The sequence below is a fragment of the Phyllobacterium sp. CCNWLW109 genome (genome assembly GCF_037203905.1).
GTDB classification, from domain to species: domain Bacteria; phylum Pseudomonadota; class Alphaproteobacteria; order Rhizobiales; family Rhizobiaceae; genus Phyllobacterium; species Phyllobacterium ifriqiyense.
Genome location: NZ_JBBCBK010000001.1, coordinates 485432 through 498972, shown reverse-complemented (window position 1 = coordinate 498972; position 13541 = coordinate 485432). Strand labels below are relative to the sequence as shown.

10 protein-coding genes are annotated in these 13541 nt (G+C 55.2%); 3 read left to right on the top strand and 7 right to left on the bottom strand.

Going from position 1 to position 13541, the window contains the following annotated elements; all coding sequences use genetic code 11:
- Positions 1 to 8: 8 nt before the first annotated feature.
- Together dgoD and V9K92_RS02455 are read left to right on the top strand one after the other, a co-directional pair.
- The gene (gene dgoD, locus V9K92_RS02460; protein WP_307278759.1) at positions 9 to 1235 is read left to right on the top strand and encodes a galactonate dehydratase; all 1227 of its coding nucleotides are present in this window, start codon (positions 9 to 11) and stop codon (positions 1233 to 1235) included.
- Positions 1236 to 1260: 25 nt separating this feature from the next.
- The gene (locus tag V9K92_RS02455) at positions 1261 to 2886 is read left to right on the top strand and encodes a GMC family oxidoreductase (RefSeq protein ID WP_337353160.1); all 1626 of its coding nucleotides are present in this window, start codon (positions 1261 to 1263) and stop codon (positions 2884 to 2886) included.
- 562 nt (positions 2887 to 3448) lie between these two features.
- Here the strand turns inward: V9K92_RS02455 and V9K92_RS02450 are convergent.
- From V9K92_RS02450 to V9K92_RS02420, 7 genes are all read right to left on the bottom strand, one after another.
- On the bottom strand, positions 3449 to 4927 hold the full coding sequence (locus V9K92_RS02450) for an aspartate ammonia-lyase (RefSeq protein ID WP_337353159.1): 1479 nt from the start codon (positions 4925 to 4927) through the stop codon (positions 3449 to 3451).
- 2 nt (positions 4928 to 4929) lie between these two features.
- Positions 4930 to 6327 (bottom strand): M20/M25/M40 family metallo-hydrolase, encoded by a 1398-nt coding sequence (locus V9K92_RS02445; RefSeq protein WP_337353158.1) that lies wholly within the window; start codon positions 6325 to 6327, stop codon positions 4930 to 4932.
- Positions 6328 to 6367: 40 nt separating this feature from the next.
- Positions 6368 to 7582, bottom strand: a complete 1215-nt coding sequence (locus tag V9K92_RS02440) for a trans-sulfuration enzyme family protein (protein ID WP_337353157.1) — start codon at positions 7580 to 7582, stop codon at positions 6368 to 6370.
- Positions 7583 to 7739: 157 nt separating this feature from the next.
- A complete protein-coding gene (locus V9K92_RS02435) occupies positions 7740 to 8516 on the bottom strand; it encodes an amino acid ABC transporter ATP-binding protein (protein ID WP_337353156.1) in 777 nt (258 codons plus the stop codon).
- Between the two features lie 3 nt (positions 8517 to 8519).
- Complete coding sequence (locus tag V9K92_RS02430; RefSeq protein ID WP_307278742.1) at positions 8520 to 9431, bottom strand: amino acid ABC transporter permease; 912 nt, start codon at positions 9429 to 9431, stop codon at positions 8520 to 8522.
- A gap of 4 nt (positions 9432 to 9435) precedes the next feature.
- Positions 9436 to 10332 carry an ABC transporter substrate-binding protein gene (locus tag V9K92_RS02425; protein ID WP_337353155.1) on the bottom strand — a complete coding sequence of 299 codons (897 nt, stop codon included), beginning with the start codon at positions 10330 to 10332 and terminating at the stop codon, positions 9436 to 9438.
- A gap of 842 nt (positions 10333 to 11174) precedes the next feature.
- Positions 11175 to 12050, bottom strand: a complete 876-nt coding sequence (locus V9K92_RS02420) for a LysR substrate-binding domain-containing protein (RefSeq protein ID WP_337353154.1) — start codon at positions 12048 to 12050, stop codon at positions 11175 to 11177.
- Between the two features lie 265 nt (positions 12051 to 12315).
- On the opposite strand from V9K92_RS02420, the gene V9K92_RS02415 reads away from it, so the two are divergent.
- On the top strand, positions 12316 to 13293 hold the full coding sequence (locus tag V9K92_RS02415; protein ID WP_337353153.1) for an asparaginase: 978 nt from the start codon (positions 12316 to 12318) through the stop codon (positions 13291 to 13293).
- Positions 13294 to 13541: the final 248 nt, after the last annotated feature.

The following is a 13541-nucleotide window of genomic DNA, read 5'->3' as shown; positions in this document are numbered from 1 at the left end:
AAATGGAAATGATACAGACAAGCGAAAAGCCAATACCGGCCATAACCGAGCTAAGCGATACAATCCGTATTACTTCGGTCACCACCCAAGTGGTCAACGCGGGATTGCGCAATTGGATTTTTGTCCGCGTTGAAACGAATGTAGACGGTTTGATCGGTTGGGGCGAAGCTACACTGGAATGGAAGACACGCGCTGTTGTCGGTGCAATCGACGATCTTGCACCATTGTTGATCGGACAGGACCCAAGGAATATCGAGGGGATCTATCGTCGTTTTATCAAACAGGGATTCTGGCGTCTCGGCGTCATCGGCATGACGGCCGTATCAGGCATCGAGATGGCCTTATGGGATATCTTTGGGAAATCGGTGGACCTTCCGGTCTGGCGTCTTTTGGGTGGCCAGGTGCGCGACAGGGTCAAGGTCTACACGCATCTCGGACTTGGGCAACAGGATGCGGTCTATGGTTCTTTTGAGCCGGCCGAAGTTGTGGATCGCGCGCTCGAGGTTATCGAAAAGGGATACAGGGCGATCAAAGTCGTCTTCATCCCTTATGTGCATATGACGGCCGATGGTCAATCACTGCGCCAGGTCGACAATTCCATGAAGGCACTGCGGGAAGCTGTTGGTGACGATATCGAGATCATGGTGGACTTCCATGGGCGTTGTGGTTCATGGGGTGCGGCATTGCAATTCGCCAAAGTCTTGCAACCATATCGGCCCATGTTCATCGAAGAACCCCTGCCCCCTCAAGATATCAAGGGACTGATCAAACTGTCACAGCATTGTCCCGTTCCTCTTGCGACAGGGGAACGTTTGATCGGCCGGGAAGAATTCGAGCTGCTTGTCGCGGAACGAGCAATCCAGATAGCGCAACCCGACATCTGCCACACGGGCGGACTGTTGGAGACAAAGAAGATAGCCTCCATGTGCGAAATGGCAGGGATCGGCATGGCTCCGCACAATCCTCTCGGCCCGATTGCGGGCGCGGCAGCACTCCACTTCGCGGTCTCGACTCCGAATTTCACCATTCAGGAAGAAATGTCAGGTGCCGTGTCATGGTACTCTGAAGTTGTCCGGGGGCCCATCAAGCTGGTCGATGGTTACTGGTCAATTCCACAAGCTCCAGGGCTTGGGGTAGAAGTCGACGAAGCGATAGCCGATGCGCATCCCTACAAACAAGAACCCTTCATCACACAGTCGGCGCTGATAGATGATGGCACAGTCGTTGACTGGTAACGAAGCGCGATTGCGGGGAGAAACCATGTCTGAGAATAGGCAATTTGACTACGTCATCGTCGGGGGCGGGAGTTCGGCCTGTGTTGTTGCAGCCCGTCTGGTCACAGAACAGAAGGCGCGTGTGCTGATCCTTGAACAGGGACCACGCAATGCCAGTCAGATTATGCACTACCCGGCAGGCTACATGAAGTTTCTCGCCCGGGACACTTACCTGACCATGCACAAGACCAAGGACCAGCCACAGTTAGGCGGACGCGGCCCGATCGTTCCACAGGCGAAAGTCCTGGGTGGCGGGAGCACTGTCAATGCTATGGTCTATATGCGTGGTCAGGCCGCGGACTATGATCGCTGGAATGAAGCGGTCGCAGAACCGGGAGGCAATGACGGTCAGTGGTCCTACAGGGACATGCTTCCGTATTTCCGTCAGCAAGAAGACAACGATCATTTAGCCGGCGAATATCACGGTGTTGGCGGACCTTTGAAAGTCTCTGACCTTGGCCATACAAGCCCCATGACCCGAACCTACATGAAGACACTGCAAGGCATGGGCATTCCTTACAATCCCGATTTCAACGGCCTGCGCCAGTTCGGCGTTGGTTTCATGCAGCATACGATGGATTGGGAGAAACGACGTCGATGCAGTGCCGTAGATGCGTTCCTGGCACCTGTCATGGGCAATCCTCTTTTGACAATCGAGACGAGCGCGACTGTCACCCGCCTTTGCATGGAAAAGAACAGGGTAACCAGCATCGAATATGTCCAGGGCGGCAATTCGAAAACAGCGACTGCGGACGTCGAAGTTCTGCTGGCCGCCGGGGCATATCAGACGCCGAAACTGCTCATGCTCTCAGGCATAGGCCCTGAAGAAGAGTTGGCGCGTCATGGCCTCAAGACTCTGGTGAATCTCCCCGGCGTAGGCAAGAACTTACAAGATCACTACGAAGTTCCAGTCGTCGCGACAACGCGCGGTGCATTCGGGTATTTTGGTCAGGACAGAGGTTTGGCCATGCTTAGAGCGGGTTTGCAGTATCTTCTGTTCAAATCGGGTCCGGTTACAACAACTGGCGTTGAAACCTGTGCGTTCTTTGATCCGGACGGAAACAATGAAATACCAACGATTCAGATGTTTTGCGTCCCAACAGTCTATCTCGACCGCGACGTTCTGGGAACTGAGCCGGGAGACGGCGTGACCATCAACGCTCTGCTGCTTCGACCAAAAGCGCGCGGCAGCGTGACCCTTGCGTCAGCGGATCCATTCGCAAACCCTGTGGTTGACACGCAGATTTTTGGTCATCCTGATGACCTGCGACTATCTATGGCCGGGTTTCGGTTTGCCCGTTCCGTTCTTTCTGCCTCACCCATGCGCGAACTGATCGAGCGAGAGATCTTTCCGGGACCAGACGTAACCAGTGACGAGGCGATTGCTGCGCACTGCAGGCGGACGGTCAAGACAGGATATCACCCGGTTGGAACCTGCAAGATGGGATGCGATAATGATCCGGAGGCTGTTTTAACCTCGGATCTAAAGGTGCGTGGTTTGGACAACTTGCGTGTAATCGACGCGTCGTTGATGCCCACAATTGTGAGCGGAAACACCAATGCCGCTGTTCTTGCTGCGGCTGCCAAAGCGGCCGACCTCATATCGAATTAATCCACCAGCTGGGCATTGTATTGAGAGTGTCTTGACACCGATCCTACCAGCTTCCTCGCTTATCAACCCGGTACGGCCTGTCTCTGGAACGGCAGGTAGTTCTGGCACCCGACAGCTGCCAGTCCGCTTCCGGTCCTATCGTGTCATTTGGTGGCGTCTGTTCAGCTACCGCGCCATGCCTGGCTCACCCACCAATTCCAGATAGCCCGTCTACCGGCGGACCCCCGCTCATTGGATAGATCTGACTTCAAAGGCCCGCCTTGTAGGGGTCTGGATCAGCGACGCGGTACCCAGATGAGTTAAGCGCTTCATAAATCCAGCTTTGGGGCATATGCATATTTTATGGAAGCACTTTCCGCTATGGCACGTCACTGTGCGGCGGCAGCAGGATCGCGCCTTTCCGTAGCAAATCGCAGACGGGCGCTAACGATAAGCCCCACGTGGCGAGGCCCGAATCCCTACTCCCAACCCAAAGCCACACAAAAGGCGTCGATGTGATGCTGTTCATTCTTTCGTCCGCGGGAGAAAATCAGACATCGTTCCACCGTCACACCGTCGGAAGCTACACATGAGGGATCGATCGTGTTAATGGCTCATGTAGCTGAGCTTTGAAGTCGGCAATCAAGCGCTCGGAGCGTTCAGCATTAGTGAAGACGGAAGGGTCAGCAAAAAGGCGGCCTGAGTCCTGCTTGCTTATGAGCCCATACTCGACGGCGGCTTGCCCTATCGGCAGATCGTGTTGCGCGGCATGCTTGGCAACTGCGGATGCCGCTGGGTAACCGAAGATTGCCGCGAGAATAGTAGAAAGGGCGAGTGAACCGGAGGCATCTGACAATCCGCGTTTGCTGTTCACCTCGATCCCCGACACGCAGCCGGAGACAAATAGCGGAATGGCTCTCCGCATGAGCCGTAAGGATTCGCTGAGGGCATCCAGTATAACGGACTCCCAGACGTTGAGATCGAGCTCTCCTTCAACAGCTCGCGTCACCGTGGCATCGTTTCCGATCACACGGAACGCGACCTGCATCATCATTTCGGGCATCACGGGATTGATCTTGCCCGGCATGATTGTCGACCCCGGCTGAACTGCCGGCAGCGTGATTTCAGCGAGGCCGGAACGGGGGCCGGAAGACATGAGCCTGAGATCCGAGGACAGCTTCGAAAGCGTGATGGCGATTGCCTTCAACGAACCCGAAACCTGGATCCAGTGATCCGCATTCTGCAACCCGTCGAACAAATTTTCTTCTGGATAATAACCTTTGCCGGTCAGTATCCGCAATTCTTCGTAAACGAACCGTCGATAGGCAGCCGAAGAAGCGAAACCTGTTCCGACCGCCGTGGCGCCGAGCGGTAAGCTCAGGCAGGACTTTTCCAAAACCGCAATGTCGTGTGCTTGTCGCTGAAAGGCAGCCCGATAGCCCGAAAACTGCTGACCAAAAGTGATTGGAAGCGCGTCCTGAAGGCATGTCCGAGCCAGCTTGAGAACGTCTCCGAATGCTCTCTCTTTTTCGAGCAGAGCCTCTACAAGAACGGCCAGACCACCCCGAAGTGATCCAAGTTCGTTACCGATTGCGATCTTCATCGCCGACGGGATAACGTCGTTTGTAGACTGCGCCATATTCACGTGAGTATTAGGATGCACAGGGTGAGACCCTTTGCGCCCGACCAGGATCTCGCTTGCATGGTTTGCCAGGACTTCGTTGATATTCATGTTAGCGGCAGTACCCCCGCCGCCATGATAAATATCCACGGGGAAATCTCCGCGTTTTATGCCATGCAGTTGCTCCGTTGCTGCCCTCTCGATTGCCTCGGCAATCGACGTTTCCAGTTCGCCTGCTTGATGGTTTGCTCTGGCTGCCGCTTGCTTGATCAGTAAGATCGCCGGCACAAATCCCTCGATGTCAGCGATGGTTCGACCAGAAATCGAAAAATTGTCAACTGCCCGGGCGGTCTGTATCCCGTAGGCGGTATCGTAGGGCATCAGGCGGGTCCCAAGAGCATCTTCTTCAACGCGGGAGGGGGCTAGTGGAGGAGTGGTCACGGTCAGATCGCCATATCGAGCTGGACCTGTTCCAAAATGCGCACCCAGCTGCGAGCACCTTTTTTCAGTCGCTCGGTGTCATATCGTTCGTCCGGCGCGTGGATTGCATCGCCCGGGAGGATGAAACCGACAACAACGCACTCGGCTCCAAGCCCATTGCTGAATTGCTCAACGAGAGGAATAGCGCCCCCGGTACCGCGAAGAACGGTCGGCCTGCCCCACTCCTCCTCGAGACCACGTGCGGTCGCTGTCAGAAACGGGCTCTCCTGTCGCAACACCACTGCTGAGCTACCCTGGATACCATCGAACACGACACTGCAGCCCTCAGGAAGGCGAGCATCAACATGGCGGCGAAAACGGCGTCTGATCTCTTCGGGTTGCTGTCCCTCCACCAGCCGGAAGGAAAGGCGTGCAGTCGCTGATCGCGGTAAGACCGAGCGCTCGCCGGGGCCCTGATTTCCGCCAGTGATGCCGTTGATATCGACCGTCGGCCTCCCCCACATCGCCTCGAGTGGAGAATATCCCTCCTCGGTTACCCCACCTGTCAGGTCCACCTCTCCCAACAAGCTAGGTTCGTTTGCAAGTTCATGCCATTGCTCACGTACTTTGTTGGGAAGATCCTTCACGCCATCATAAAACCCCTCGATCGTTACCCGCCCCTTGTCATCGTGAAGGCCTGCGAGAATCGAACTCAGGATGCGTATGGGATTTGCTGCGACCGCACCATAATGGCCTGAATGAAGGTCTTGATTTGGAGCGGAAATGGTCACCTTCTCGTGAACCAGACCCTTGAGTTGTGTCGTGATCGCTGGCTGGGTCTGCGACCACATCTCTGCGTCGCAGATGAAGGCAACGTCGCATTCAAGCTCTTGCCTATGCGCCTTGATGAAGTCCGGAAGGCTTGGTGAGCCGCATTCTTCCTCTCCTTCCAGCAGGACAATAATGTCGGCCGGGAAGTCACCGTAAATGGTCCTCCATGCACGCAGCGCTTCGATAAAGGTCCAGAGCTGGCTCTTGCTATCGGAGGCGCCCCGCCCGTAGAAGCGGTGGACACCATGCTCTTCCACAATGCGAGGTTCGAATGGCGCGTGTTTCCATTGCGTCTGGTCACCGACAGGTTGGACATCGTAGTGACCGTAAAACAGAAGGCATGGGCGCTTCGGACCAGAAGTTCGTGCCGACCGCGCCAACACGACAGGGTGACCCTTCGTCGGCACAACCTTCGCCGCAAGCCCCATAGTATCCAGCTCCGCCTTGAGCCATGCCGCCGCCTTGGCAATGGCGGCTTCACCCGCCGGCTCACTGGAGATAGACGGTATGGAAATCAGCTCTAGCAGTTTGCCGACCGCGACGTCGAAATTCCGGTCTATATTCTGCAGCACGTCTTCTCTATTTGGCACGTCATATCCTTTATGTTGTCGAGCGCAACCGCAGCCGATATCAGCCGTTGCTAGCGGCCTTCGTCTGTCGTCCGGATGAAGCGGCTATTGTTTGCGCCACAAGCGTGTCGAGAAACCGCTCTATATCCGCCCAAAGTTCGTTCTCATCTTCAAGGCCAATGCTCAGGCGCAAAATGACATCTGGCCCATCCCAGGATGTTGCGGTCCGAAAACCATCAATGGTCATGGGAGCGGCCAGGCTTCGGGTCCCACCCCAAGAAGCCCCGATCGCAAAAACCTCCAACGTGTCGAGCGCAGCGGCAACATGAGCGGCGGCTTCCTGCTTGAAGACAACGCTGAAGACACCGCTTGACCCGAGGAAATCTCTTTTCCAGAGGGTGTGACCGGGAAAAGTTCGAAGTGCCGGGTGCAGCACCTGATCGACGACGGGATGCCCCTCGATTTTACCGGCAAAATCCAGGGCGACCTTCTCCGAATGGCGCAGTCGCACGCCCAACGTCTCAAATCCACGCAGTACCAGCGATGCATCGTCCGGGGAAACGCCGATACCCATCCGGCCGATCAATGAACGGATTGGTTTGAGGAGGGCCGTGTCCTTAATGGTAATTGATCCCATAAGCACGTCCGAATGGCCCGACACGAATTTGGTCAGCGCCTCTGTGACGATATCAGCGCCATGTTCAAGCGGCTTGAAGTTGAGCGGCGTTGCCCAGGTGTTGTCGACACCGACAAGCGCTCCACGTTCATGCGCGAGCGCAGCGATGTCCGGCAGATCTACAATTTCCATCGTTGTGGAACCCGGGCTTTCGCACCAGACAATTTTGGTGTTCTGGTTGATCTTTGCGGCGACGTCATCCAATGACTGCGGATCGAAAAACTCGACCTTTACGCCATGTCGTTTCAAATCCGTTTCGGCGAAGTCGCGCATTGGCGGGTAAACCGTGTCGGCAATCAGAATATGATCGCCCGCTGTCAGAAAGGGTAGAACCGCAAGCGCGTTTGCCGCTTGCCCTGAGGGCGTCAGGAAGGTCCAGGCTCCGCCTTCCAGTTTTGTCAGCTTCGCTTCGAGCGTCCGGGTCGTTGGCGTTCCATAGAGGCCGTACGAATAACCCTCATGGCCGCGATCACCACGGGATGCATAGGCCCCGGCATCCTTGAACACAATCGTCGAGGCGCGATGAACGCCAACACCAAGTGGATCAAAGCCTTCCGTCGAGATTTTAGGTGTGAGGACACATTGGGTGAGATCGTTCATGAACGAACCTTTCTGAAGCTCTTTTGATCGCCTGGAAGCGATTGGAGGCGCGATCCTGCACGCGTGCTCTTGGCGGGACCTGGATGACGTCGTTTGAAACGATGACGAGGCGTAGTCGAAATTCGTCAACGTTTTTGCGGGAAAACATTGCACCCTCTCACAGTACCTTCGACAGAAAGGCCGCTGTGCGTGGGTTCTTTGGGCTGGCAAGCATGGTACGGGGGTGCCCCTCTTCAATGACCTGACCTTGATCCATGAACACAAGGTGGTTGCCCACTTCTCGCGCGAATCCGATCTCGTGCGTGACGACGACCATGGTGATCCCGCTCTGTGCGAGATCCTTGATGACGTCCAGGACTTCGCCCACCAGTTCGGGATCAAGCGCTGAAGTCGGCTCGTCAAAAAGCATCACTTCGGGTTCCATCGCGAGCGCGCGTGCTATAGCGACACGCTGCTGCTGGCCCCCGGAGAGCTGGCCTGGATAGCGATTACCGAGCCCATCCAATCCAACACGTTTCATCAGCTCGTTCGCCTTGGCGCGCGCCCGTTCCTTTGGCCACCCTTTGACGTGCAGTGGCCCTTCCATGACATTATCCAAGGCGGTCATATGCGGAAACAACTGAAACCGCTGGAAGACCATGCCAGTCAGGCGTCGTTGGGCAGAGATCTGGCTTAATGACAGTTGATGGAACCGGCCATCGTGTTCCGTGAAGCCCTGCAATTCGCCCTTCAGGAACACGCGGCCCGCCGAAATGCTTTCCAACTGGTTGATGCACCGCAGAAGTGTCGATTTCCCAGAGCCGGACGGCCCGATCGCAACACAGACTTCGCCCCGCTTCACGCGGAGATCAACGCCCTTGAGGGCATGCACGTTGCCGTAGAACTTGTGGATGTTCTGCATTTCGACGTAAAATTCAGAGACAATCGCATTCATGGCTTACTCCGCCCTGGCTGGATGAACGGAAACGCCCTTACCGAAATGGCGCTCTAGGAAATGCTGGCCAACCATCAGCAGGCTGGTTATCGCGAGATACCAGGTGCCTGCGACGAGCAACAGCGGGATCGGTAGATACAGGCGATTTGAAATCGCGTTGGTTGCGAAGGTCAGATCCAGGGTGAATGGGATCGCCAGCACAAGAGAGGTCATCTTCAACATGCCGATGGCTTCATTTCCAGTCGGCGGGATGATCACTCGCATCGCCTGCGGCATCAGGATCCGCCACCAGATTTTCGGCGGCTTCATTCCAAGAGCCTGAGCCGCCTCAGCCTGACCGCGATCGATCGAGTTGAAGCCTGCCCTGAAAATCTCCGTCAGATAGGCCGACTCGTTGAATCCAAGGCCAAGGATCGCGGCGATCGCCGGCGTTACGATATACTTCGTTTCTACACTGATGACCTCGGGCCCGAACGGAATCGCGATGCTCAGGTTCGGGAACAGCACGGCGAAGAGGCCCCAGAACAGCAGTTGTGTATAGATTGGCGTGCCGCGGAAGAACCACACCCACGAATAGGCAAGGCCGCGCAGGACCGGGTTGTCACTGTCACGCATAATGACGAGCAGGCCTGCGACAACAATCGCTACCGCCATGGCAATCACGGTCAGAAGGAGCGTCCAGCCAACGCCACGCACCACCTGAGGCGCGAACAGATATTTGAGGTAAACATCCCAATGAAAGTTTGGATTGGTCGAGATCGCCTGACCAATCTGGAGGACGAGAATCGCCAGGACTGCAATGGCAAGCCAGCGTCCGGGATGGCGACGTGGAGCAACAACATTGTGCGTGACGTCTCTTGGTCTTGTGGAGACCGGCGGTGAGCTGGCCTCCATGCTTTCGACATTTGAAGCCATGGTTTCAGATCTTGACTTCTGGATTGACCAGAGCTTTTTCGACAATGACAGAACCGATACCCCAAGTGTCGAGGAGTGTTTTATAGGTTCCATCCGCAATCAGCGAGTTGATTGTATCCGCGATAAGCTCCGTCAGAGCCATATCGGACTTGGCAACAGCAATGCCATTCGGGCCGTGTTTACTCAATGGACCAGACTTCGGCTCCATGGTTTCGAGAACACCATTTGACTGTTTGGCTGCGTAGCCAATGCCAGCCTCGCCGGAAACCGTAGCATCTGCACCACCTGCAGCCACACGCGTTAGTGTCTCAGGCTGCTTCGAGAAAGGCAGAACTTCGATTTCGGTCTTGCCTTCCGATTTGCATTTATCGTTTTCCTGGTTGATCGACCGCTCGAAGTACGTGCCGGACTGGATGGCAATCTTACGACCGCAGAGATTTTCTGGATCGAATTTGGCTGGGTTACCAGCCTTGATGGCCCACAGTGCGCCAGTGTCAGCATAACTTACAAAATTGACCGCGTTCATTCGTTCATTTGTGATAGAAAATGCTGAGACCCCGATATCAAATTTCGAACCCAAGGCAGGAAGAATTGCTTCGAACGCCGAGGTCTGGAAATCGATCTTGACGCCGAGCTTCTTACCGATCGCGTTCGCGATATCGACGTCTATCCCCTCCGGTGTCTGGCCATCCTTTTCGCTTAGGAATTCCCAAGGCGCATATGACGTGTCAGAGCCGATTGTCAGCACTCCTGCCGACTTAATTTTTGCCGGGAGGCGACCCGCAAGACCTTCATCGACTTTGATCGACGAGGTGTCGAAATTCTGCGCGAATCCTGTGGTGCTTATGGCGGACATAGCCAGCGCCGCAATGAGTGGCAGGCGATTGATATTTTTGAACATTGATGTTCCCCATCTAGTTATTGGAACGGCCCATCAGATATCTGGGAGCCAGACGATGTAATCCGTTGAAGACAATATGGTACTCAAACCCACTTGCCGTCCAACAATAAAATTCGGGTAATCAATTCCTGTAGGTTATAGGTGAACGTCAAGCCGATGGCGTTTTTCAGTGCAATGCGCTTAAGGGAAATAGGCTGGTACCTAGAACTATGGCATGGGTCGACCAGATAGTATCAACCTTATGAAACGAGAGCGCGACCGGTGACGAACTTAATAATAGACGCACGCACCTAGCCTATGGGTGCGGGCCGCGACCCGGTCGACCCAGAACAACGGACCCTACAGCGTGTGCATCGCTGATCCGCACCCGGGCAATTTGTAGACAGTCGTAGGTCATCGAACCCGGAGGATTTGTATAGCTTATGCCATAGCCCTCTCCATTTGCAGGCAAACTGCGGAGCAATTCGATCGAAGCCGCTCGGTGTTTTACGACCAGGTTGGAGCTAATTGTTTGGGATAGGCCCAGAATGTGACGATAGACAGACCCTGGTCCGACAAATACTCGGGCGATCCGCGATATATCGCTTTGGCTCGCTATCTCGTTCCCAGGAGCAGTCCACACCTGGGGGCTATGTTGAAGGTCCGGGCCCACATCGCCATCCTTTCGGGCAACGGCATGAAAACGGGGGACCGGCTCGGGGAAATTGGTTCCCGGTCCTCTGGCGCCGCCCTGGCTAGCAAAAGACGCGAGCGGACCTTTAGCGATAGTGCAGGTTCGCTTGTCGATCTGGAGAGAAAGTGTCGGCAGAACCTTGGTGCCCGCTATAGCCAGCGCGTAGTGACTAGATGGCCTGCTTCAGATCATTGACGAACTCTTCAAGGTGTCGTGAGGCAATCCGGTTCGGCGGAGTGATCAGAAGCGTGCGGAAGTACAAGCCCGTTTCAAACGGAATCAGTGTCAGACCGCGACCGACATAGGGTTGGGCCGTCAGGGGATCAACAAGTCCGACGCCGATGCCTGCCGCAACCATGGCGCATATCGTTGTCGAGTAGGGTGTCTCCATCACCACTCTTACCTTTACGCCGAGCCCTTCGAAAACGGCGTCAGCTTCTTCTCGGGTGGTATCTTCTGGCGCGAGAGCGATAAATGGGACGCCATCGAGATCCTGTGGGCGTATCATTTTCAGCTTCGCCAGCGGATGGCCGTCTGGTACCCCAACTGCAACTCGAAACTGGGAAAATTCAGCGACCGTGACGCCCGTCTGGTCGATTTCATCGGCAACAATACCAAGATCAAATTGGCCGGATGCAACAAGATCACGGACAGTCGATGACATTCGAGCCTGAAATGTGATGGCAACATTGGGATTACGGGACATAAATGCGCTTAAAGCCCGTGGTAGAACATTTGTGGACAGAGCCGAAAGGCAAGCGATTCTCAACTCGCCGGATCCAAAATCGCGAATACGCGCCGCAGCTCCTCGAAGGTGGCTTAAGCCTAGATAGGCATGTTCCACCTCACGGTAAAAAAGTTGACCTTCAGGCGTGGGATGAAGCCTGCCCTTTATCCGGCTGAACAGGTCAAAGCCAAGAGACCGTTCGAGATCCTTGATCATCTTGCTGACCGCCGGCTGAGACACATGCAAGACTTCGGCCGCTCGTGCCGTAGTGCCGTTCGTCATGACAACTCGGAAAATCTCCACCTGCCGCAAGTTCATCGCATACTTCCAAAAGTTCGTAATTGAGCTCGGTCCCGACACGCTACCCAAGTTCATTTGCGCCGAAGTTGGAGGCTTCAAATCTGTGCAGATTGAATTGCCTCTTCCACGCGTGGCAAGGTCGAAGCAACCGGCTTGCCGCAGCCTATAGACTGAGCTATCCCGTTCACCGCGCACAAGCAATCCTACCTCTACTATCTTTTCAAATCTTTGTCGGGCACTGATCAACCAGACAAAGACCGCATTCTGCCAGATTGGAACACTCATGCTCTCGAAGGTCGCATTCATTGGAACCGGCGGAACGATCGCCTCATTGGGCAAAGATCAATTCGATCTCCTGGATTACAACGCCGGGAACAAAAGGGTCGACGCGACTTCTTTGATTGAGCATATCGGCATTCAAGGCAAAATAGCCGAGATCATTCCGATCAACTTTCGGGAAATTGATAGTACAGCTTTGACCAATGAGGATTGGGCCGAACTCGCAGAAGTCTGCTCTGGACTAATGGACGACCCTGAACTGGCGGGGATTGTGATCGGACATGGCACCGCAAGTCTCGAAGAAACAGCCTGGGTTCTTTCCTTAGTGCTTGAAGCGAAGAAACCAGTGATACTGACGGGGTCCATGCGGCCGTTGAGTGGTATCTCGACAGATGCTCACGCCAATCTCGCCGCGGCAGTTCGCGTTGCGTCGACCCCTGGCCTTTCTGGAGTTCTGGTCGTTGTGAATGATGAGATTCACTCGCCGAGGTCAGTGACCAAGACACATACATTGAGACTTGGAGCTTTTCAGTCTCCTTGGACGGGACCGATCGGATACGTAGATGGGCCGCTTGTGAGGATGTCTCGGGCCGATAAAGCACCGCAACCTGTATTTTCCTATGAGCTACTTCGGGAGCTCCCGCGTGTCGATATCACTTACAGTCACATCGGCGCAGATGGAACTGCTGCTCGCGCATTTGCCGCGGCCGGTGCGCGGGGTATTGTTTCCGCGGGCTTCGGCCCGGGCATGGGAACGCCGACTGAAACGGCTATCCTGCAGGATCTGATACGAGCCGGACTGACGGTTGTCCAGTCATCAAGAACGGGCTCTGGCTTGGTGGTAGATAGCGCCCAGCACAAACGGCTGGAGATCATAGCGGGCGGTGATATCGGACCTCACAAGGCAAGAATCCTACTCGCGCTGTGCCTCGCGCGAGGCGATAACCGGGATGACATTGAACGGTTGTTCCTTTCGCTTTAGCCTTGGTTTTCGGATCAGGTGAAGGCAGCAACGCGGTGGAGCAGTTGTAGCTAGACCTCTGATTTTCTCCCTTAATGATGTAACTTAACAAAAAACCCGGTTGCGAAGACGCAGCCGGGCCATAACGCGCAGGCTCAGAGGCAACCGCGCCATCTACTGGCTGACCCAATATGAAGGATGGATACATGCTGTCCAATAATGATGGCCCTGGCGCTCGAAGGCTGCTGGTTGAAAAGCATAATTCCTGA